Here is a 23288-nt window from a genome sequence, read left to right on the forward strand (position 1 = left end):
ATTCTTTTATTATGTTAGCATTCCGCCATCCACGTTAAGTGTCTGACCTGTAACGTATGCAGATAAATCACTAGCTAGAAAAACACAAGCGTTTGCAACGTCTTCTGGAGTACCACCACGTTTAAGTGGAATGGCATCTCTCCAGCTTTGTACTGTTTCTTCATTAAGAGCACCAGTCATTTCAGTTTCTATAAATCCTGGGGCTATCGAGTTACAACGTATATTACGAGAACCTAATTCTAGTGCTACAGATTTACTAAAACCTATGATACCAGCTTTACTGGCAGCATAGTTAGTCTGTCCAGCATTACCTTTGACACCTACTACACTACTCATGTTAATAATGCTACCTTTACGTTGCTTTAACATGGTACGTTGTACAGCTTTAGTCATGTTAAAAACAGACTTAAGATTTACTTCTATCACTTTATCAAAGTCGTCTTCACTAATTCTCATTAATAAATTATCCTTAGTGATACCTGCGTTATTGATAAGTACATCTATACTATCAAAATCTTTACTAACAGCATCTACTAATTCTTGAGATTGTGTAAAATCGGCAGCGTTACTTTTGTACGCTTTTGCCTTTACACCAGCAGCAGTAAGTTCTTTTTCTAATTCTAGAGCTGGACCTTCAGAACTGGCATATGTGAAAGCTATATTTGCGCCATGTTGTGCAAATACTTGTGCAATCCCTTTACCTATACCACGACTGGCACCGGTAATGATTACGTTTTTACCTTCTAATAATTTCATAAGTAGTTGGTTTAATATAAAAAGCCAAAATAATTATTATCCACGAAATGAATAATAATTATTCTGGCTCAATAAAATTTATGCTAAAACTTCAGCAACTTTTTTACCTATTTCAGCTGGAGAATCTACTACGTGGATTCCACATTCTTTCATAATAGCTTTTTTAGCTTGAGCAGTATCTTCAGAACCACCTACTATAGCACCAGCGTGTCCCATAGTACGACCTGCAGGAGCAGTTTCACCAGCAATAAAACCTATAACAGGTTTTTTGTTACCAGTTTCTTTGATCCATTTTGCAGCATCAGCTTCTAACTGTCCACCTATTTCACCTATCATAACGATAGCTTCAGTTTCTGGGTCATTCATGAAAAGCTCTACAGCTTCTTTAGTCGTAGTACCTATGATTGGGTCACCACCTATACCTATAGCAGTAGAAATACCATAACCTTGTTTTACAACCTGGTCAGATGCTTCATAAGTAAGTGTACCTGATTTAGAAACGATACCTACTTTTCCTTTTTTGAATACAAAACCTGGCATGATACCTACTTTTGCTTCACCTGGAGTAATTACACCTGGACAGTTAGGACCTACTAAACGACAATTTTTATCTTTAATATAATCTGCAGCTTTAACCATATCTGCTACTGGAATACCTTCAGTAATTGTAATAATTACTTTAATTCCTGCATCAGCAGCTTCTTTAATAGCATCAGCTGCAAAAGCTGGCGGTACAAAGATGATTGTTACATCTGCTCCTGCTTTCTCAACAGCTTCTTGTACGGTGTTAAAAACTGGTTTTCCTAAATGTTCTTGTCCTCCTTTACCTGGAGTAACACCACCTACTACATTCGTTCCATAGTCGATCATCTGACCTGCGTGGAATGTACCTTCACTACCAGTGAAACCTTGTACTATTATTTTAGAATCTTTGTTTACTAAAACGCTCATTTATATATATTTAAGTTGAGTTTCTATTTATATTTTATTAACTAGTATGACTAGTCTGGTATACTTCTATGATTTTATTTTCTGAAAGCCTAAAGATAGAGATAAAATAGCCTACTGGTATTTCTTCTTGAGGATTTTCTAGTGTTTTTACGAACACTGTAAATCGAGCCACTACTTCGTCCTTTTCACTTAACAAATGTGACACCTCAGATCTTGTACTTACATAAGAAGAAGATACTGCTTCTGTAAGTCTTAGATAATCTTTATAATCAAATTCTCTATATCCAGAACTGGCGTGCCAGTGCATGATAAAATCTGGATGTATGAATTCGCCAAATTCTTTGGGATCTACAAAAACATCTGAATCTAAAAAGCCTTTTACTATTTTCTTAGCTGCTGCTGACATCTATTTATTTTTGATAAAGTTAGGTAACATTCTTATAGCAGCCAGCTCTCTAAACTTTACTTTAGCATTTGAAGCTGGTGAGCCGAAAAGTACATCACCTGGTTGAACATCTTTTGAGACACCACTTTGTGCCATTATCTCGCATCCTTTGCCTAATCGTATGTCACTACGTATACCTACCTGACCCCATATTTTGACTTCATCTTCTATCACCACACAACCAGAAATACCGGTCTGACTGGCTACTAGAACATGCTTACCTAATGTGGTATCATGACCTATATGTACTTGGTTATCGATTTTACTTCCATAACCTATAGTAGTATCACCACTGACACCACGATCTATAGTACATAAACCACCTATTTCTACATGATCATCTATGACCACGCGTCCATTACTTAGTAGTTTATCATAACCTTCTGGTCTACGTTTGTAATAGAAAGCATCTGCTCCTAAAACTGTTCCAGAATGTATAATAACATTATCTCCTATAATACATCTATCATTTATCGACACATTACTGTGTATGATACAGTTTTTACCTACTACAACATCGTTACCTAAAAAGGCATTAGGCTGCACAATCGTTCCTTCTCCTATAATAGGTGGATTGGATTCCGCTTTCGCGAAAGCCGAAAAAGGAGCAAAATATTGTGTTAACTTATTAAAATCTCTAAACGGATCGTCAGAAATAAGTAAAGCCTTACCGTCTGGGCAGTCTACTTCTTTGTTAATTAATACTATGGTAGCCGCACTTTCTAGCGCCTTATCATAGTATTTAGGGTGATCCACAAAAACAATATCACCAGCTGTAACCACGTGAATTTCATTCATACCTTGAACAGGAAATGAAGCATCACCGACGTATTTACAATCGATGATTGTAGCAATTTCAGAAAGCGGATATGTTTTAGTGAACTTCACTTATTTTTTCATTCTTTCGTGATAGTTCCCTTTTTCAGTATCAATTCTAATGATGTCACCTTCGTTGATAAAAAGTGGTACCATAACCTCTGCTCCAGTTTCTACTGTTGCAGGTTTTGATGCATTAGTAGCTGTGTTACCTTTTAAACCAGGCTCTGTAGCTGTTACCTCCAACACTACATATTGAGGCATGTCTACAGATAATGGAGAATCATCTTCTGTATTGATTTGAATTTTAACAACCTCACCTTCTTTAAGTAAACCAGGCGCATCTAGTACAGATTCTTGAAGCTGTATTTGCTCATAAGTCTCTGTATTCATGAAGTGATATCCTTCTTGATCTTGATAAAGAAATTGAAAAGCTTGTGTTTCTACACGTATATCTTCAATCTTGTGTCCTGCAGAAAAAGTATTATCTATAACCTTACCTGTGGTGATAGATTTTAATTTTGTTCTTACAAAAGCAGGTCCTTTTCCAGGTTTTACATGAAGAAACTCTACTATTTTATAAATATCGTGATTATAATGAATACATAATCCCTTTCTAATGTCGCTTGTACTTGCCATATCTTATTGTTTGCTGATGTATCCTCTCATGATACCTCGCTTTGTGTTTTTAATAAATTCTAATATTTCATCACGCTCTGGAGTTGCGCTCATCTCTGCCTCAATGATTTCTACACCTTGGGAGACGTTATAATTTTTTTGATATAAAATTCTGTAAATATCTTGAATTTCGCGTATTTTTTCAAGGTCAAACCCTCTTCTACGCAATCCTACAGAATTGATACCCACATAACTTAAAGGTTCACGACCTGCTTTTACAAATGGTGGTACATCTTTACGTACCAAAGAACCACCTGTTACAAAGGCATGACTACCTATCTGACAGAATTGTTGCACTGCTGCCATACCTGCTAATACAACATAGTCTCCTACAGTAATATGTCCTGCTAGAGTACTGTTGTTAGAAAATATACAGTTATCACCTACGATACAATCATGAGCAATATGGCAATATGCCATAATCCAACAATTCTTACCGATTACGGTTTTCATTCTATCTGAAGTACCTCTATTAATAGTAACACACTCTCTAATAGTAGTGTTATCTCCTATTATTGTTACTGTATCTTCATCTTCAAACTTCTTGTCCTGAGGGATGGCACTTATTACGGCACCAGGAAAAATACTTACATTTTTCCCAATACGAGCACCTTCCATTATGGTCACGTTTGATCCTATCCATGTGCCTTCACCTATAACTACATCGTTATGAATGGTAGTAAAAGGCTCTATGACTACATTTTTGGCGATTTTAGCGCCTGGATGTACGTATGCTAGTGGTTGATTCATTATTTAACTTTTGAAATTTGTGCCATCAACTCAGCCTCGGCACAAAGAATACCATTTGCATAAGCATAAGCTTGCATGTGACAAATACCTCTTCTTATAGGAGATATTAAATCACATTTAAATATAAGTGTATCACCAGGAGATACTTTTCTTTTAAACTTAACATTATCCATTTTCATAAAGAAAGTTAGATAGTTCTCTGGATCTGGTACGGTACTTAAAACTAAAATACCACCAGTTTGTGCCATTGCTTCTACTATAAGAACACCTGGCATAACTGGTTGTCCTGGAAAGTGTCCTACGAAGAATGGCTCATTCATCGTTACATTTTTTAAACCTACAACATGACTGTCCGATAGTTCAAAAATCTTATCGATTAAAAGAAATGGTGGTCTATGTGGTAAAACCTCCATTATTTTTACAACATCCATAAGTGGTTCTTGATTGATATCCACTTGTGGCACGTTATCTTTAATATCTTTTTTAATGATTTTAGCTAACTTTTTGGCAAATTGAGTATTCACAAAATGTCCAGGTTTAGTAGCTATTACCTTACCTCTAATTCTATAACCGGTAAGAGCAAGATCACCTATCACATCAAGTAATTTATGACGTGCCGCTTCATTAGGATGATGCAGTTCTAGGTTATCTAGAATTCCATTAGGTCTAATGGTAATGTTATCTTTATTAAATGCTTTTTTAAGGCTCTCTGTAGTTTTTTCAGAAAGTTCTTTATCTACATAAACGATAGCATTGTTAAGATCGCCACCTTTTATAAGACCATGTTCTAAAAGCATTTCTATTTCATGAAGAAAACTAAATGTTCTAGAACTAGAGATTTCTTCTTTAAAATCTGAAATTTTGTTTAGAGTCGCATTTTGAGTACCTAATACTTTAGTACCAAAATCAACCATAGCTGTAATCTGGTAAGAGTCTGAAGGCATGATCATGATCTCGCTCCCAGTCTCTTCATCTTTATAAGAGATGATGTCTTTGATTACATATTCTTCTCTAAATTGCTCTTGTTCAATTTTACCTGCTTTTTCTAGAGCTTCAATAAAGAATTTTGAAGAACCATCCATAATAGGTGGTTCACTACTGTCTATCTCTATTAAACAGTTATCTATTTCTAGACCTACTAATGCCGCCAGTACATGTTCACAAGTGTTTATTTGCACACCTCTTTTATCTAGTGTAGTACCTCTTTTAGTATCTGTCACGTATGCTGCAGATGCTTCAATAATGGGACTTCCTTCTAGATCTACACGTTGAAATGCATAACCATGATTCTCTGGGGCTGCCTTAAAAACTAACGTTACTTCTTTACCTGTGTGTAATCCTACACCAGATAAGGTCACTTCATTTTTAATCGTGGTCTGCTTAAATTCTGTTACCGTCATTTATGCTATTATTTTTTTTCAAGAGTTGAAATTCTTGATTCTATTTTTCTAAAATTCTTAAATAAAACGTAAGACCTATTCCAGTCACCAAAATCAAATGCTGGCGAACCTTGTACGGTCTCTCCTTCTTTTAATCTTCTGCCTATACCGCTTTGCGCCTGTATATTTACAAAGTCTTCTATAACTATGTGTCCAGCTATACCTACCTGACCACCTATTTTACAATTCTTACCTATTTTAGTAGAACCTGCTATACCGGTTTGTGCTGCGATCACTGTATTCTCACCTATCTCTACATTGTGCGCTACCTGAATTTGATTATCCAGCTTTACACCTGCTTTTATAATAGTACTTCCTAAAGTAGCTCTATCTATAGTAGTAAGAGCACCCACGTCTACGTTATCTTCTAAAACAACATTCCCTATTTGAGGTACTTTTTTAAAAGTACCATCTTTATTAGGTGCGAAACCAAAACCATCTGCGCCTATAACGCAACCTGAATTTATCACCACATTCTTACCCATTACTGTGTCAGACATAATGTTTGCACCTGCATGGATAATAGAATTATCACCTATAGTCACGCTGCTACCTATATTAACGTTAGAAAATATCTTTACATTATCACCGATTTTGACATTTGCGCCTACGTAACTAAAAGCCGCAAGATACAAGCCATCACCATAAGTTGCCGTTTCATCAATAAAACTAGGTTGTTCAATGCCTTGTTTATTCATTTTGGCCATTTGGTAAAACTCTAAAAGTTTTGAAAATGCATTATAGGAGTCCTCCACCCTTATCAAAGAACATGATACAGGTTGCTCTACAATAAAGTCTTTATTAACTATTACTGCACTCGCTTCTGTCGTATATAAGTAAGGTGTATACTTTGCATTTGATAAAAAGCTCAAACTACCAGTGGTACCTTCTTCTATTTTGGACAGTTTACTGACCTCTACACTTGAATCACCTTCAATAGTTCCTTCAAGGATTTCGGCTATTTGTTTAATGTTAAATTTCATTACCGCAAAAGTACTAATTTATATCAATCTTGTAGCTTAGGATAGCAACAGTAATATTTTCTTACTTCTTTAAGTAATGCTTTAAAGCTATCTTCTTTACCAGCCTTGATTAATTCTGTCAATTTTCCTTTTTTATTTAATATTTGAATAGGTTTCGCTTTCGCGTAAGCGAGATTAACAACAACACCAGAGAAAACAAAATAAGACGCTTCATGCGCAGAAAGATTGCGATAGGACATCAGGTTTTTAAGATGTTTAGCAACCTTGTTTTCTGAAATAGGCTTATTACTGAATTTAATTTTTAACAATTGTCTGTTTAAAATCATATGACAAAGTTCACTAAGAACAAAATCTTCATGATCTTTACCCAATTTCAATGTTGCAATAATATCAGAATCGTCGAGTGAAGCAAATCTTTCTAGATCATTTGTATTATTTACAAAATCTACCTGATCCGTTTTAATGAAGTATTCTAGATTTTTAGGCAGCTCTACCGGTATATTCTTTTCAATCAACTCTTTGATACGTTTAATAACAGATTGTAATAAATGCTCTGCTCCTATACCTGTCTTGTGAAGATACACCTGCCAGTACATTAATCTACGTCCTGATAAAAAGTTCTCTACACTATAAAGTCCCTTTTCTTCTACCACTAACTGGTCATTCACAACGTTTAACATGGTTATTAATCGCTGGCTATTTATATTACCCTCGGCAACACCTGTATAAAAACTATCCCTTTTGAGATAGTCTAGCCTATCCATGTCTAGCTGACTAGAAATTAATTCTAACATAAAAGGACGATGATATTCTCCCTTAAATATTTGAATAGCAAGAGTTAAACTACCGTTAAATTCATTATTCAAATGATTCATGAAATAGGACGACAATTCTTCATGAGTGACACCATTAACTATTTGATATTCTAGTGCGTGAGAAAATGGCCCATGTCCTATGTCATGCAATAAAATGGCTTTATAGAGCGCGTCTTCCTCTGCATCTGATATCTCAACAGACTTAGATCTAAGTACTTGTACTGCTTTTTGCATAAGATGCATACAGCCCAGTGCATGATGAAATCTAGTATGGTGCGCACCTGGGTAAACCAAGTAACTTAACCCCATTTGTGTTATCCTGCGCAAGCGCTGAAAGTAGGGATGCTCTACTATTTTAAAGATCTCTTCTGAAGGAATCGAAATAAATCCGTAAATAGGATCGTTTAATATTTTAAGTTTGTTCTGTAGTTTCAAAGGAACAGCTATTTAAACACAAATATAATAATATGGCAGAGATCAAAATACTATGGGTAGACGATGAAGTTGATTTACTCAAACCTCATATAATATTTTTAGAGAAAAAAGGATATACTATAGACACAAGAGTCAGTGGTACTGAAGCGTTAGAAGCGATAGAAGAAAATAGATATGATTTAATTTTTCTAGATGAAAATATGCCTGGTCTTACTGGATTGGAGACTTTACATGAAATAAAAGAGAAGCAAGCGCAACTTCCTGTCATCATGATCACTAAAAGTGAAGAAGAATATATCATGGAAGAAGCAATAGGTTCTAAAATTGCAGATTATTTGATTAAGCCTGTAAACCCTAATCAAATATTACTTGCCGTTAAGAAGAATCTAGATCATTCTAGACTGGTTAACGATAAAACAACCAGCGACTACCAGAGAGAATTCCGTAAGATAGCTATGAACATGTCCATGATTAATAGTTATGAAGAATGGGTACAATTGTATCAAAGATTAATTTATTGGGAAATAGAACTGGAAGATGTAGATGATTCTGGAATGTTCGACATACTAACTGCTCAGAAGAACGAGGCAAATCAGCAGTTCTGTAAATTTATTGATAAGAACTATCCAGACTGGTTTGATGGTCATGAGAGTAACCCTACCTTGAGTCATGATTTGTTTAAAAAGAGAGTTGTTCCACATCTTAAAGAAAAAGAGCCGGTTTTACTGGTAGTAGTGGATAACCTGAGGTACGATCAATTTAAGGTTTTTGAAAATTTAATTAATAACCATTACAAAAAACTGGAAGAGGAAGCCTACTGCTCTATTCTACCTACCGCTACTCAATATGCTAGAAATGCTATTTTTTCTGGATTAATGCCAGAAGACATGAAAAAACGTCATCCAGACTTATGGCTAGACGATACAGATGATGGCGGAAAAAACATGCATGAGAACGCTTTTCTTATCGCACAATTAAAAAGACTAGGCTTAAACATTAAGCACCAATACCACAAAATAACTAATGAAAACAATGGTCGCAAACTAGCAGATAACTTTAAGTCTCAAAAAGACAACGACCTAACTGTGGTCGTTTATAATTTTGTAGACATGCTATCTCATTCTAAAACAGAGATGGAAGTAATTAAAGAGTTAGCAAGTAATGATAAGAGTTACCGCTCATTAACATTGAGCTGGTTTAAAAACTCTCCCCTACTAGATATTATACAAAGAGGACAAGAATTAGGTTTTAAACTTATTCTTACTACCGACCACGGTACTATTAATGTAACTTCACCTAGCAAAGTTATAGGTGATAAGAATACAAGTTTGAATTTAAGGTATAAAACAGGTCGTAGTTTATCCTATGAATCAAAAGACGTACTAGCCGCAACAGACCCTAGCTCTATCAAGCTACCTAAAATAAATATGAGCAGCAGTTTCATTTTTGCTAAAGGTGATTTATTCTTTGCCTATCCTAATAACTATAACCATTATGTAAGTTATTATAGAAACACTTATCAGCATGGTGGTGTTTCACTAGAAGAGATGTTGATACCGTTTGCTGTTTATGAACCTAGATAGAAGAAAATGAAATATAAATTAGAAGAAATAGATCGTATCGCACGAGAGATTTTAAAAAGATCAAAATCAAAAGTAATTTTATTTGACGCACCTATGGGAGCAGGTAAAACTACATTGATAAAATCCGTTTGTCGAGAGCTAGGTGTAGAGGGAGAAATCACCTCTCCGACCTTTAGTATCGTTAATCAGCACTCTGGAAGAGAAAATAAAATTTATCATTTTGATTTATATCGAATAGAAAATACTAATCAATTGTTTGATATCGGTTTTGAAGATTATCTAGAAAATGATGCATTTTGTCTGATCGAATGGCCAGAAATATCGATTTCATTATTATCTGATTATCAGAAGGTAAAAATAAATATATTAGACCCTGAGACTAGAGAAATCACTTTTATTGATTAAAAAACTGTTAAAACAATGTAACTTTCGTAAGTAATTAACTACCCCTTTCATCTAAAATAGGTGTTAGATAGAATAAAAAAGTGATTGAACGAAAAAACAAAAAAAAGCTATTACCTTTTTGGATATCGTTTGTAAATTGCTGTCACTTATTTACTTAAACCCTACATTATGAACAACAAGTCAATCAAAGCGTTAGCATTATTAGCAATTTTCAGTGTTTCTCTAGCTGGTGCAGCTGTACAGTTTCAACCAGAATCAACTAAAGAAACTAAATCGAAAAAAATCGAAAGAAGTTACATGGCCAAATTTAAAGTTCCTAAGCACGGATAAAATTTAATTTGGATCATAAGTATAAAGCTCACTACATTTACTTGCAGTGAGCTTTTTAAATTTAACACATTTATGTCCATAAAGAAAACATTTCAAAGAGGTAAAGGTAGCATTGCTGTAGGTAGTATGGTAGCGATAAGTATGGCTATTTTACCTTATGCTTTCTACTATTATGAGGCTCTACCAGACTGGTTATGGGATTTAAGTTTCTTTAAAGCATTATCAAAATCATTTGATGGTAATAGATTAATGGCATCATGGACATTTTTTCAAAAACTAGTACCTTTAGTATTATTACTTCTTTGGTTTTTAACTTGTAAACACTGGTGGTATCATACTATATTAATACCTATTAGCTTATACGTGTTCCAAATTTATAGTCTTTTAGATTTTTCAAATAATTATATAGACTCTGGAGAACTTTACTTTGTAGTCCCAGTTGTTATTTTTTCTCTGTCCTTGACATATTTAGCACGTTTAAAAATATTCGATAAAATACATGGTATCGATATAAGTGAAATAGAAGAAAGTGTCAAAAAACCTAGTGATCGCTGGTTCAAATAATAAATAATTTATTCTCATGCCTACTATCTCTACACCTTTTACTAAGGACCAACTCATACCGCAGGAAGAACGTCTTGAAATTAAGCGTACTAAAAAGGAGTTGTTTATAGGTATACCGAAGGAAACGCAACATCAAGAAAAAAGAATATGCTTAACTCCTGATGCCGTTGCCGCTATTTGTGCACATGGACATCGTATTATCATAGAAAAAGGAGCTGGAACTGCTAGTAATTTCTCTGACAAAGATTATAGCAACGCCGGAGCAAAAATCACTACAGATACCGCAAAAGTATTCTCCTGCCCTACTATTTTAAAGGTAGCACCTCCATCTCTAGAAGAGATAAAATTAATGAAACCGCAAACGGTTTTAATATCTGCTTTACAATTAAAAACACGCGATCAAAATTACTTTAATAAACTAGCTGAAAAGAAGATAACAGCTCTAGCCTATGAATTTATAACAGATGATGAAGGCAGATTTACTGCAGTTAATGCATTAAGTGAAATATCTGGTATCGCCTCGATTCTTCTAGCGTCAGAGCTTTTATCTACAGGAGAAAATAGTACAGGTCATCTCTTTGGCAATATTACAGGTGTACCGCCCGTAGACGTCGTAATACTGGGTGCTGGTGTAGTAGGAGAATTTGCTGCTAGAACTGCCTTAGGATTAGGCGCTAGTGTAAAATTATTTGATAATTCTATATCTAAGTTACGTAACGTACAAAATAATATAAGCCAGCAGCTTTACACATCTACTATACAGCCTAAGTATCTTTCTAAAGCGTTAAGACGTTGCGATGTTGCCATAGGAGCATTAAGCGGCGAGAATAGAACACCAGTGGTCGTATCCCAACCTATGGTAGAAAACATGAAAAAAGGTGCCATAATTATAGATGTAAGTATAGATATGGGAGGTTGTTTTGAGACCAGTGAAATTACTAGTCATGCACAACCTACCTTTAACAAATTAGGCGTTACTCATTACTGTGTTCCTAATATTCCCGCTAGATACTCAAAAACAGCCAGCATTGCGTTAAGTAACATATTCACACCGTATATACTCAACATGGCAGACGATGGCGGTATAGAGCATGCCATACGTATGGATAAAGGTCTTAAATGTGGTATTTATCTATATCACGGTATTGTAACTAATAAATCTGTAGGTGAATGGTATAATTTGCCATATAGCGACGTAAATTTGTTGATCTTTTAAACGAAGTATGAAATTTATACAAAGACTTGGATTTTACGGTGGTGGTTTTGCTATAGGAATAGTATTCTTACTCTTTTTTCTAACAGGAAAACGCACACAATGTACCTGGTTACCAGAAGATCGTGTTATCAACGACATACGTAAAAAGAATGCCATAAGATTCTCTCCAGAAATACGCACAATGTTAACCGATCGTAAACTAGATACACTTACCATTCAACTAATTTTAAAATATGGTAAAGTAGATTTTTCTAAATCAAATACCGATACCATACCCTGTAATTTCTACCACATCTCTGGTAGAGAAGAACTAGCAAACACTAGTTTATGGGTTAGAAATTGTGAACGATTTGTAAGAGTAGAAAAAGTTCTTAGTCAGTAAATGAATTAAGACTAAGAAATTCCTCTTCTTTTCATTTCTTGTTTTATTAAAGTAAGCTCTCTACCAGTCTGCCCTGCTACAGAGGTGTTTTCTTGTGCTCTTCTTATTAAGTAAGGCATCACATCTTCTATAGGACCGAATGGCAATATCTTAAACGTATTATGACCCAAAGCCGCAAGATTAAAGGTTAAGTTATCACTCATACCGTATAACTGACCGAACCACACATCTGTAGTATTAGGTTCAATTTCGTTCTCTGTGAGCACCTTCATAGCGTTTAAAGTACTCAGCTCATTATGAGTACCTATGCATAATTTAATAACATCTAGTCTATCTAGAATAAAATGCATCACGTTATTAAACATCTCGTCAGTTGCTTCTTTACTTTCACAAATAGGACTAGGATAGTTTTCCTGAGCAGCTCTATGACGTTCTTTTTCCATATAAGCACCACGTACTATTTTTGCCCCTACTATGTAATTATGAGCCTTTGCATGTTCATAAAGCTCCATAATATACTCTAATCTATCATGACGGTAACACTGCACTGTATTATAGATATAAGCTTTACCATGGTTATATTTTTGCATCATCTCACCGATCAACTCATCTGCTGCATCCTGCATCCATGTTTCTTCACCGTCAAAAAGTAAAGAAATATCATTATCCACCGCTGTTTTACACAATAAATCTACTCGGTTATATATGCGCTCCCACTCGGCTTGTTCATCTGGAGTTAGTACTTGATTCTCTGTTATTTTTTGCCATATGTAAAAACGTCCTATTCCAGTAGGCTTTACTACTTCAAAGGGTAAGGCATTATTCTCACTAGCCATATGAATTAAGGTAAGCTTCTTCCCTACCACTGCGTCAAAATCGGCCTCGTTCTCTTTTCCTTCTACAGAATAATCTAGAATTGAACTCACCCCTTTTTCAAACATTTTACCAACTAAAGGCATACACTCTTCGTCTGTCGTACCACCGCAAAATTGTTGAAAAACAGTATCTCGTATAATACCTTTTACAGGTAAGTGCCATTTTAAGGCAAGCATGGTGGCCTTAGAACCCAAATTCACTAACCAGGGTTTTGACATAGAACTGAATATAAAATGTGCTTTCTTTAGATCTTTATCAGATTTTAAAGAAAAGGCATTTGCCGTATTGTTAAAAGGATTTTCATTCATGTGGCAAATATAATTCCGAAATCGATTTAGTTAATCATATAGATGGTACTTTTGATAATTCTTAGTAAAGAGATTAAATAATTATTTATATTTCGCTTTCGCGAAAGCGGAATCACCACAATATCACAATACTATCATTAAATGAATTCTATAACAAACTCATCTTACAGCATACATTTTAAGGAAGAATCTTATATACAACTCAATAAATTTATAGCAAAGAAGAAACCTAGCTGTATTTTTATTCTTGTAGACGAGAATACGATGCAAAATTGCTATCCGGTTTTAATGCCTCAAATAGAAACTGAAGCACGTATAGAAATCATAGAAGTAGATGCTGGTGAAGAATTTAAAAACATAGAAACATGCACTGGTGTATGGAACGCAATGATAGAACTGGGCTGCGATAGAAATAGTCTAATGATTAATTTAGGTGGTGGCGTCATTACAGACCTAGGTGGTTTTATAGCCGCAACTATTAAAAGAGGGATTTCTTTTATTCACATACCTACTACTGTTTTAGGAATGGTAGATGCAGCTATAGGTGGAAAAAATGGTGTGGACATAGGACATCTTAAAAATCAAATAGGTGTTATTGTACCACCAGTTATGACTTTAATAGATTCTACTTATTTAAATACTCTGGATAATAGACAGTTGCTCAATGGTTCTATCGAGATGTTTAAACACGGACTCATTGCAGACCGTGATTACTGGAAAAACATGAAAGACGTAGGTGCAGATTATTATTCTGTAACGTTTGATAAACTTATCCATCAAAGTGCAGTTATTAAAAGTGATGTAGTAAAAAGCGACCCTTTTGAAAAAGGACCACGCAAAGCACTTAATTATGGTCATACTATAGGTCACGCTATAGAATCTTTCTGTTTATCGAGTGATAGTCATGACTCTCTATTACATGGAGAAGCGATTGCAGCTGGACTGTATCTAGAATCTTACCTAAGTAATTTACACGCAGGCCTGTCTGACACGGATTTTGCCGAAATTGGAGACTGGTATAAAAGGCTGAAAATGAATCTTAACTTTAGCCCGCAGGATATTGAGAACATGCTAGAGTTAATGACTCATGATAAAAAGAATGTAAATGGCGAGATACGTTTTGTTCTTATAGACACAATAGGTTCTTTTATAACCGACCAGACAGTACCAGAAATAGATGTTATCAAAAGTTTCAGCCTGCTCTAAAGTTTAACAATAACTTCATTTTACAGCTTAGTAAATTATCAAAAATGATATAATTTAGATTTACCTAAAATGATATGGTAATGAGAAATATTATTGTTGATTATAAAAAACTAACTCCAGAGCTTCTTGCTTTACTTGTAGAGAAATACCCTGATGGCTATGGTGATGACGATGTGATTACTTTTAAGAATCATAAATATGAAACCATAGAAGCTGTAGAAGTTCTTACAGAAGATACCAAGTATCTCGTAAAGATTTCAAAACGTTTATCCATGCAAATGGAATCCTTTGACGAAGAAGACTATTCTGATAGAGAGATGTCAGACCCTGATGCGTTACCAGAAATAACCGCTGACGATCTTAAAAAAGTTGAAGAAAACCTCTAAAAATTATTTAATAAAAAAGATCTCTTTTTATTAGATTTGGAAAACTAATTCTAAAATGGAGAATAAAAAACATTATAGAAAATCTTTACTGATCATAATTCTATTTAGTTTTTTATTAGGTAGCCTTTTTTACATGAGTGATATCAATTTTCAATTAGAATACTTCAATTGGAAACAATATATGGGTATGATGTTCATTATGGGTGTTCCTATTACTATAACCGGAATCATTACTATCTATATGTCTAGAAAAGCATTGATAAATAGAAAACAAGATGACACTATTAAATAGCTAGTAATTTTCTTAAATGATTAGAACGCATAAAAAATCCCCTTAAGGCTATCGCTTTAAGGGGATTTTTAATAATATCTATATGATAATTACTTAGCTAGTACAGCCTGTACTTTATCTGCAGCTTCTTGAAATTCAACAGCACTCTGTACATCCATACCACTGTTGTCTATTAATTCCTTAGCGATTTCTGCATTAGTACCTTGTAATCTCACGATCAATGGTACATTCATAGCATCACCCATATTTTTATAAGCATCTACGATACCTTGCGCTACACGGTCACATCTTACAATACCACCAAAGATATTTACAAGAATAGCCTCTACTTTATCATCTTTAAGAATGATACGGAAAGCTTCTTCAACACGTTTAGCATCTGCAGTACCACCTACATCTAAGAAGTTTGCAGGTTCTCCACCAGCTTGTTTGATAAGGTCCATTGTTGCCATAGCAAGTCCAGCACCATTTACCATACAACCTACGTTACCATCTAGATCTACGTAGTTTAATCCTACCTCTCTAGCTTCTACTTCCGTTGCATTTTCTTCTCTAACATCTCTTAATGCCTCAAGATCTTTGTGACGGAATAAAGCATTTTCATCTAGAGTGATTTTACAATCTACTGCGATGATAGTATTATTAGAAGCTTTAAGAACTGGGTTGATTTCAAACAAAGCAGAATCTGACCCTAAGTAAGCATTGTATAAAGAGTTAACAAACTTTGTCATTTCTTTAAACGCTTTACCGCTTAATCCTAAGTTAAAAGCAATACGTCTTGCTTGAAAACCTTGAAGACCATGTGCAGGATCGATAGTTTCTGTAAAGATTAAATGCGGAGTTTCCTCAGCTACAGTTTCTATATCCATTCCACCTTCTGTAGAATACATGATCATATTTTTACCTTGTCCACGATCTAAAAGTACAGACATATAGAATTCTTCTATTTCTGCCTCTCCTGGTTCGTATACATCTTCTGCAACAAGAACTTGGTGAACTCTTTTACCTTCAGCCGTAGTCTGAGGAGTAACAAGGTCCATTCCTATAATCTGTCCAGAGATTTCTTTTACTTGATCAAGGTTTTTTGCTAGCTTTACACCACCACCTTTACCACGTCCACCTGCGTGTACTTGTGCTTTGATAACGTGCCATCCAGTACCAGTTTCTTCAGTTAATTCTTTTGCAGCAGCTACTGCCTCGTCTGCAGTTGTTGCTACTTTACCTCTTTGTATAGTTACACCATAACTAGCGAGAATTTCTTTTCCTTGATATTCGTGAAGATTCATAAATGTTCTTTAATGTTCAATTTAAGTCTAGCAAAAGTAAGAAAGTGAACCTTGAATTTGAAACAAATCCTTCTAAAAGAATTCTTATTTTATAGATATTCCTCAATTATGCACAAGTATCTTATAATAAATGGAATTTTTAAGAAAATATTGACTTTTAATTCCTCTAGTCTATTACTTTTGTGGGCTTAATTTTTTAACATGAATAATCAAGATTTATTAAACATAGCCCGAGAACACGGTAGTCCGGTTTATGTCTATGATGCAGAGGTCATTGTAGCACAGTATCAACGTTTAGTTTCTGCCTTTGATAAGGCTAAGAATCTAAGAATACATTATGCTGTAAAAGCGCTGTCTAACATCTCTATCTTGAAACTTTTTAAACAGTTAGGCGCTGGACTCGATACCGTGAGTCTACAAGAGGTAGAATTAGGTCTGGCCGCTGGTGTAGACCCTAAGAAAATTATTTTTACTCCTAACGGTGTATCACTAGAAGAAATAGAAAAGGTTGCAGAAAAAGGTGTACAAATAAACATCGATAACCTTTCTATACTAGAACAATTCGGTTCTAAACATCCTAACACACCAGTTTGTGTAAGGATAAATCCACACGTTATGGCTGGTGGAAATGCAAATATTTCTGTGGGTCACATCGATAGTAAATTTGGTATATCCATTCATCAAATACCACACATCCTACGTATAGTAGAAAACACAGGTATGAATGTAAATGGTGTGCACATGCATACTGGTAGCGATATTCTAGATATAGGTGTATTTCTATATGCAACAGAAATTCTTTTTGAAACTGCTGCAAAATTTAAGGATTTAGAATTCATAGATTTTGGTAGTGGATTTAAAGTACCTTATAAAGAAGGTGATGTTTCTACAGATATTGAAGATCTAGGAGCTCAATTAAGTGAGCGTTTTAATAAATTTTGTAAAGAATACGGCCGTGATATTACCATGGCTTTTGAACCAGGAAAGTTTTTAGTTAGTGAATCTGGTCAGTTTCTTGCACAGGTCAATGTTGTAAAACAAACCACATCTACTGTCTTTGCAGGGATAGACTCTGGATTTAATCATTTAATAAGACCTATGTTATATGGTTCTTACCATGGTATAAGAAATATTTCTAACCCAGATGGTAAGAATAGATTCTACAGCATTGTGGGATATATTTGTGAAACAGACACATTTGCAAACAACCGCCAGATATCTGAAATTACTGAAGGTGATATTCTTTCATTCTCTAACGCTGGTGCTTATTGTTACTCCATGGCTAGTAATTACAACTCTAGATATAGACCTGCCGAGGTACTTTGGTACAATGGTAAATCACACGTTATTAGAGAGCGTGAGACCATGGCAGACATTCTGAAAGGACAGGTTCAGGTTAACTTTGAAGAATCTGTTACAGAATAACGTTACAGTTTCATTTATACTATTAAAGCTCGGTTCATAGAATCGAGCTTTTTTTGTGTTCCGCTTTCGCGAAAGCGGAATTATAACAACTAAAATTCAATTAAATACATACCAAATCGCACTACCTTTTAAAAGTTTGTATAAAAAAAGTCTGTGTTATTGTAAACACAGACCTTTTAATTCATCAAGCGAGTTAATCGTTTATTTAATAATTACCTTTTTAGTAACTACTCCTAGATTGGTATTCATTTTTATAAGATAATTACCACTAGCTATTTGTGATACATCCAATTTAAGGACACCCACTTTTCCAGTCATGTCATATGTTCTCACTTGCTGGCCCAGCATATTGATTAAGTATAAATCACTTATTTCTATTTCTACAGGCTTTTTAATGTGCACCTCAGTAACATGATTAGGAGTAAACACCACAAGATCTGTTTCATCTAGTTGTTCTAATTCATTGCTCAAAGTTTCTGGTAATGTAAACACTACAGAAAACCTGTCTTCATAAATACCAGCAGTTAATACCGGACTTGTGTAATCGCCGTTCATTAAGTTTACATACGTATTTAAAACATTATCCCTAATAAAAATATTTTGAGTAGGTAATACATTAAGTAAGTCATCTATGGTAATACTAAAGTTACTATCATCTTTTAATTTAATAAATAACGGTAACTCTGCTCCGTTCTCAATAGATGGCACTCCTTGTATGGTAAGTTTATCTGTGTTTACTATCCAGGACATATCATCTATTTGCTCATCTAACAGTCTACCATCATAACCTCTATCTACTTGATAAGTAGTCAAAGAATCTACCGTAAGCAATAGCTGTCTGTGAATTAAGTTAGAAGAGTCAAAACCTAATCTTATCTTTAATCTAGTATCTCTTGATGTGTTGATAGCACCATCGCTAAGAATAGGGTCACTACCTGGTGCAGCTACAAATATACTCTCTCCGTCAGATTCTTTTTCAAATTCTCGTTGGCCGTTTCTAAATCTAATTTGTCCACCATCGTTAATACCAGTTACAAAGAACCCCTGACCTACTGGTATGTATCGTTTAGGCAATTTAGTCGGGACACCACCTTGATTTACATCTGGATTAGAAGTTCCAAAAGTCGCATTACCTACACCTCCAGAATAGTTATAAGTGGCATAACCACCTTGATAACTGGCTAAAATATGAGTGTTACCACCCCAATGTTCCCAAAAATAAACTGTTCCATCTGTATCTGGATTATCTGAAATAAAATCATGAGCATCCAAAGCACTAGGATATGGATTACCGATTAAATAATCATTTCCACTATCTATGTCAAGGTTTATATCTCCATTATTAGGCTTACCTACAAAAATGTAATTTTGCGTAGAACCTGAGGCTCCGGTTCCTTTCATAGTCCAACCTTCTCCTGCTAGCTGTATCACTGTAGGACCAGCATACTCCCAGTTTGCATAGGTATTACTAGTAGTATTACCATATTTATACAACCATCTACCTGAAATGGTAGCAGCAACTGATGCGGTACCAGGTGCACCATCTCTAACTCCTGTACCAGTAAAGGTTATATCTCTAGGATTATCGATTAAAGTACCATCTTTAAGAACACTAGCAATATCAAAACCATTATTGTTAACTCCATCAGTAATAATACTCACTGGTGATGTCCAATAGTTATAATCATACGTATTAGAGGTACCTTGTTGATCTATTTCTATCTTACCTGTAGTAGATGGTATCAAATCACTATCTGTACTTTGAACTAGTTGAGACTCTCCTTGTAAATCGATAAAGCCATCTAAAGTCAAAATATGAGAAACAATTATTGCTCTATCATTATCTGTAGATAACTTACCTGTACTGCTTACATCTAATCCTAGAAACTTATAGTTCTTATTATCGGCAACCATTTCATGATCTACTTCTACTATATTCCAATTAATTACTTTGTTAACGCCATTAATAACTCTTCTTGCACCTGGTACAAAATTAACACTACCATTAACCCAACTACTATCATTATTCCAATTACCGTCTGTAGCAGTAATATATGGTAATGGCGCTGTTTGCTCATTAATACTAAAATTATCTGGCTGTATTAAACTACCTCTATGTCCATTACCAGACGCATCATTTAAGTGAGTACCTATATAAGTATTCATATTAAAATAAGCCTCTAGATCTGTCCATAACATACCAGAGATATCATTTCTAGTTATAGTTTCTGGTATGACAGAACCTTTTATCCCTGTGCCGCTTTTCTCTAGTTCCTGATTCATTATAAAGCGTAATTCTCTTTGAGTAATACTATTTGAAAATATTCTAATTTCATCTAGACTACCTGAAAAATTATCTACGATAGTATTCTTATCTACATATCTAGATCCGATACAAAATCTTGAATCATTATTTATAGGACTAAGAATATCTTGAGTAATGTCTAAAACGCCATCTATATAAATGTTTGCTGTGCTTCCTGCATAGGTAAAGGTTACATATCTCCATACATTGTTAGAAAGTGCTGTATTTGACATTATGGTAGAAACACCATTATGCGTCATAGCAACACGATTATCATCAGTAAGATAGAAATGATACCCATCTACACCGTTTGCTCTTTTAGAAACAATGGTTTTATTAGTATTACTATCGTTAGACCCATTAGTATTAACCCAAGCAGATATAGAATAATTACCAGTAAATTCAACCTCGTCATCCATTGCTACATAATCATCAGAACCGTCGAACAAGATATCTCTAGGCTCAATTACTTCATGCGCTACACCGAATTTCACGAATTTCACATCATCAAAATCATGATAAGCCTCTTGATTTGCGCCTACAGTCTTTAAAAACTTAGTTTCAATATTTGTGGTAAAATCTTTATCGTCTGCAATAATCATAACATAAGCATCATTACCAACTAATGCCGGTAAAGAAGCTAAACCTGCAGTGGAAACAGAAATTTTAACCTCTGGTATATCGTTAGCATTTTGTGAAATTTCCTTAAACTTCCAGGTACGTTCTGTTACATCTGTAAATGTAGTTACTAGGCTAGGACCCAAATTTACTTCTAGAGGACTAGGTAAAGCACTTAACGTAGATAAAGTACTACCCCACATTAAGAAATCTCCACTATCCTGAAAAGTATTAGGATTATTATTATTTGTGTCATAGATATCACCTAACCCTATAGTAATAAACGTATTTGGGTCTACACTTTTAGCCTGCTTCTGGTTTAATAAAGAACAAGAATCAAAACCTATTCCAGCAACATTATAAGTAAATCCATTATCTGTACTAGCATTCCACAAAGAATTACCATCAGAATCAAAATATGCTCCAGGTACGTGAGGCAAACCTATAGCCGCAACTGGAAACAAGCCCAATGTAATTCCATATTTTACCGCTAGATAAGACTCTAAGCGTCTTCTATCTATATCTGATTTACGTTCTGAAAATGACATTATTTCTAACACATCTCCGGTAAAACTAGGTCCAAAAAATTCAGATCTACCTATCCAATATCTAGAGTTAAGTATATCAGAAAATTTAGCCTTATTAACTTCTTGCATTAATGCTGGACTCAAGGTCGTACCTAAATCTACACCGTCTAAAAACAGATCCATACCATCTCCTGCCGCATTAAGTCTTGCGTTAAATATTACAGGTCGATCATAATTTAAAGCTGGATGAATTATGGCTCTACCATACCCAGTATTAGCTCCTTGATTATACGCTGCGATATCTGGTGTCTGGTTTCCCATACCATCAGTAAATCTAACACTAGTATTATTAATGGAAACACCAGTAATATCTTCACTACCTATGTCTTCAAGATAATCATCCCCTAGAAACACATCTTCAGTAGGTCTAGATGCATTGATTCCTGCGGTAGGATTAATAACTATATAAATATCTCTGTTATAAAAACCAGATTTACCAAACATGGAATTAGAACCATCAAAAGATACAACAGGATTGAAATTTACGTTTTTTGTAGGATTATCGTTATAAGTAGGTCTCTCCACACCTGTAGCCGTAGCACTAGTCCACTCACTACTAATATTTGCTGCAGGGTCTAATGAAGAAATATTTGTCCACTGATCTATTTTATCACCGTCATTCAATCCTGTTAGAGTTCTAGTATTTAACCATAACTCAAGATTCTGACCTATTCCTAATCCACAATCTGAATAATTTTTTGTCAACTTATTGAATCCAGTAATTTTAAAATTATCAAATGCAAAACCATCTACTAAATAAGATGTATTATCTGCAGCAAAATAAAATTTAAATCTAATATTATTTTTATCATCAAAACCTTGTGAAGGTAAGTCGATGGACGCAGTTACCCATCCTCCACTATTTACCGTCCATCCACCAAATCCAGGTAAGACACCATTATCTCTTGATATGTACCAATTAGTCGCTTCGTCATTTTCTTTACCCAAGGTTTGATATGTAACACCGCCATCAGTACTATATAAGAGGGTTACGCCCTCTTGTCTAGAATTAAAAACCTCTAAATACATATCAAAGGACAAAGTCAACTTGTCATAACCAGTTAAATCAATGACAGGAGAAATAGCTTCAGCACGATCATTTGGTTCAAAAGTTCTATTAGATGAAAATGTTTTTTGTAAAAAAAAATATTGTCCAGCTCCAAAAGCTGTTAGGTCTGCACCTCTTACCCAGTTTCCATTTGGCGCTGTATTAGTTTCAGTCCATGCATTGTCTCCTAACCCTGTAGTAAAATCTGCATTAAAAACAGTGATTTGTCCATATGCAGGCATAGTAAGAATTATTATCAATCCTAGTAGAAATTTTTTCTTTTTATTGAGTAATTTTTTAATCATATCCCTATACTTTTAAGTACGACAACAAGTATAAATAATCGATGTAATACAAAAAAGCTTTTCATTATGCTATGCATACATAATAATTAACTATGTTT

The 23288-nt window shown here is 34.6% G+C and carries 22 protein-coding genes; 10 read left to right on the forward strand and 12 right to left on the reverse strand.

Annotated elements, in window-relative coordinates:
- Positions 1-9: 9 nt before the first annotated feature.
- From fabG to ACJJVJ_RS02070, 9 genes are all read right to left on the reverse strand, one after another.
- Positions 10-756 (reverse strand): 3-oxoacyl-[acyl-carrier-protein] reductase, encoded by a 747-nt coding sequence (gene fabG / locus ACJJVJ_RS02030; RefSeq protein ID WP_104514921.1) that lies wholly within the window; start codon positions 754-756, stop codon positions 10-12.
- Positions 757-834: 78 nt separating this feature from the next.
- The gene (gene sucD, locus ACJJVJ_RS02035; protein WP_104514922.1) at positions 835-1707 is read right to left on the reverse strand and encodes a succinate--CoA ligase subunit alpha; all 873 of its coding nucleotides are present in this window, start codon (positions 1705-1707) and stop codon (positions 835-837) included.
- Positions 1708-1744: 37 nt separating this feature from the next.
- On the reverse strand, positions 1745-2113 hold the full coding sequence (locus ACJJVJ_RS02040) for a nuclear transport factor 2 family protein (RefSeq protein ID WP_104514923.1): 369 nt from the start codon (positions 2111-2113) through the stop codon (positions 1745-1747).
- Positions 2114-3040: an LpxD N-terminal domain-containing protein gene (locus ACJJVJ_RS02045; RefSeq protein ID WP_405368624.1), complete on the reverse strand. Its 927-nt coding sequence runs from the start codon at positions 3038-3040 to the stop codon at positions 2114-2116.
- The gene (gene efp, locus ACJJVJ_RS02050) at positions 3041-3607 is read right to left on the reverse strand and encodes an elongation factor P (protein ID WP_405368626.1); all 567 of its coding nucleotides are present in this window, start codon (positions 3605-3607) and stop codon (positions 3041-3043) included.
- Positions 3608-3610: 3 nt separating this feature from the next.
- Positions 3611-4396 (reverse strand): acyl-ACP--UDP-N-acetylglucosamine O-acyltransferase, encoded by a 786-nt coding sequence (gene lpxA / locus ACJJVJ_RS02055; protein ID WP_104514926.1) that lies wholly within the window; start codon positions 4394-4396, stop codon positions 3611-3613.
- The gene (locus ACJJVJ_RS02060) at positions 4396-5796 is read right to left on the reverse strand and encodes a bifunctional UDP-3-O-[3-hydroxymyristoyl] N-acetylglucosamine deacetylase/3-hydroxyacyl-ACP dehydratase (RefSeq protein ID WP_104514927.1); all 1401 of its coding nucleotides are present in this window, start codon (positions 5794-5796) and stop codon (positions 4396-4398) included. Before ACJJVJ_RS02060 ends, lpxA begins: the two co-directional genes overlap by 1 nt.
- Positions 5797-5804: 8 nt before the next feature.
- Positions 5805-6818, reverse strand: a complete 1014-nt coding sequence (gene lpxD, locus ACJJVJ_RS02065) for a UDP-3-O-(3-hydroxymyristoyl)glucosamine N-acyltransferase (protein ID WP_405368628.1) — start codon at positions 6816-6818, stop codon at positions 5805-5807.
- 23 nt (positions 6819-6841) lie between these two features.
- Positions 6842-8068 (reverse strand): HD domain-containing protein, encoded by a 1227-nt coding sequence (locus ACJJVJ_RS02070; RefSeq protein WP_104514929.1) that lies wholly within the window; start codon positions 8066-8068, stop codon positions 6842-6844.
- Between the two features lie 32 nt (positions 8069-8100).
- Between ACJJVJ_RS02070 and ACJJVJ_RS02075 the strand changes: the two genes are divergently transcribed.
- The 6 genes from ACJJVJ_RS02075 (at position 8101) to ACJJVJ_RS02100 (ending at position 12548) form a co-directional block, all read left to right on the forward strand.
- Complete coding sequence (locus tag ACJJVJ_RS02075; protein WP_405368630.1) at positions 8101-9651, forward strand: response regulator; 1551 nt, start codon at positions 8101-8103, stop codon at positions 9649-9651.
- 6 nt (positions 9652-9657) lie between these two features.
- Positions 9658-10056, forward strand: coding sequence for a tRNA (adenosine(37)-N6)-threonylcarbamoyltransferase complex ATPase subunit type 1 TsaE (gene tsaE / locus ACJJVJ_RS02080; RefSeq protein ID WP_405368631.1), 399 nt, complete (start codon positions 9658-9660; stop codon positions 10054-10056).
- Between the two features lie 168 nt (positions 10057-10224).
- On the forward strand, positions 10225-10386 hold the full coding sequence (locus ACJJVJ_RS02085) for a hypothetical protein (protein WP_405368633.1): 162 nt from the start codon (positions 10225-10227) through the stop codon (positions 10384-10386).
- 72 nt (positions 10387-10458) lie between these two features.
- The gene (locus tag ACJJVJ_RS02090; protein WP_405368635.1) at positions 10459-10950 is read left to right on the forward strand and encodes a hypothetical protein; all 492 of its coding nucleotides are present in this window, start codon (positions 10459-10461) and stop codon (positions 10948-10950) included.
- A 16-nt stretch (positions 10951-10966) separates the two neighbouring features.
- On the forward strand, positions 10967-12166 hold the full coding sequence (locus ACJJVJ_RS02095) for an alanine dehydrogenase (protein WP_104514933.1): 1200 nt from the start codon (positions 10967-10969) through the stop codon (positions 12164-12166).
- 7 nt (positions 12167-12173) lie between these two features.
- Positions 12174-12548, forward strand: coding sequence for a hypothetical protein (locus ACJJVJ_RS02100; RefSeq protein ID WP_104514934.1), 375 nt, complete (start codon positions 12174-12176; stop codon positions 12546-12548).
- 11 nt (positions 12549-12559) lie between these two features.
- Here the strand turns inward: ACJJVJ_RS02100 and ACJJVJ_RS02105 are convergent, their stop codons facing one another.
- Entirely contained in the window at positions 12560-13732 is a 1173-nt protein-coding gene (locus ACJJVJ_RS02105) for a proline dehydrogenase family protein (RefSeq protein ID WP_104514935.1), read from the reverse strand.
- Positions 13733-13873: 141 nt separating this feature from the next.
- On the opposite strand from ACJJVJ_RS02105, the gene aroB reads away from it, so the two are divergent.
- From aroB to ACJJVJ_RS02120, 3 genes are all read left to right on the forward strand, one after another.
- The gene (aroB, locus tag ACJJVJ_RS02110) at positions 13874-14938 is read left to right on the forward strand and encodes a 3-dehydroquinate synthase (RefSeq protein ID WP_405368637.1); all 1065 of its coding nucleotides are present in this window, start codon (positions 13874-13876) and stop codon (positions 14936-14938) included.
- Between the two features lie 80 nt (positions 14939-15018).
- On the forward strand, positions 15019-15324 hold the full coding sequence (locus tag ACJJVJ_RS02115; protein ID WP_405368639.1) for a hypothetical protein: 306 nt from the start codon (positions 15019-15021) through the stop codon (positions 15322-15324).
- A 55-nt stretch (positions 15325-15379) separates the two neighbouring features.
- Positions 15380-15616 carry a hypothetical protein gene (locus tag ACJJVJ_RS02120; RefSeq protein ID WP_405368640.1) on the forward strand — a complete coding sequence of 79 codons (237 nt, stop codon included), beginning with the start codon at positions 15380-15382 and terminating at the stop codon, positions 15614-15616.
- A gap of 89 nt (positions 15617-15705) precedes the next feature.
- Here ACJJVJ_RS02120 and sucC read toward each other — a convergent pair whose 3' ends face one another.
- Positions 15706-16902 carry an ADP-forming succinate--CoA ligase subunit beta gene (gene sucC / locus ACJJVJ_RS02125; protein WP_104514939.1) on the reverse strand — a complete coding sequence of 399 codons (1197 nt, stop codon included), beginning with the start codon at positions 16900-16902 and terminating at the stop codon, positions 15706-15708.
- A gap of 201 nt (positions 16903-17103) precedes the next feature.
- On the opposite strand from sucC, the gene lysA reads away from it, so the two are divergent.
- On the forward strand, positions 17104-18327 hold the full coding sequence (gene lysA / locus ACJJVJ_RS02130) for a diaminopimelate decarboxylase (protein ID WP_405368642.1): 1224 nt from the start codon (positions 17104-17106) through the stop codon (positions 18325-18327).
- A 201-nt stretch (positions 18328-18528) separates the two neighbouring features.
- Here the strand turns inward: lysA and ACJJVJ_RS02135 are convergent, their stop codons facing one another.
- A complete protein-coding gene (locus ACJJVJ_RS02135; protein WP_405368644.1) occupies positions 18529-23190 on the reverse strand; it encodes a LamG-like jellyroll fold domain-containing protein in 4662 nt (1553 codons plus the stop codon).
- Between the last annotated feature and the right edge of the window lie 98 nt (positions 23191-23288).

Origin of the sequence: Nonlabens sp. Asnod2-A12, assembly GCF_045063745.1 — a bacterium.
GTDB classification, from domain to species: Bacteria; Bacteroidota; Bacteroidia; order Flavobacteriales; family Flavobacteriaceae; genus Nonlabens; species Nonlabens xylanidelens.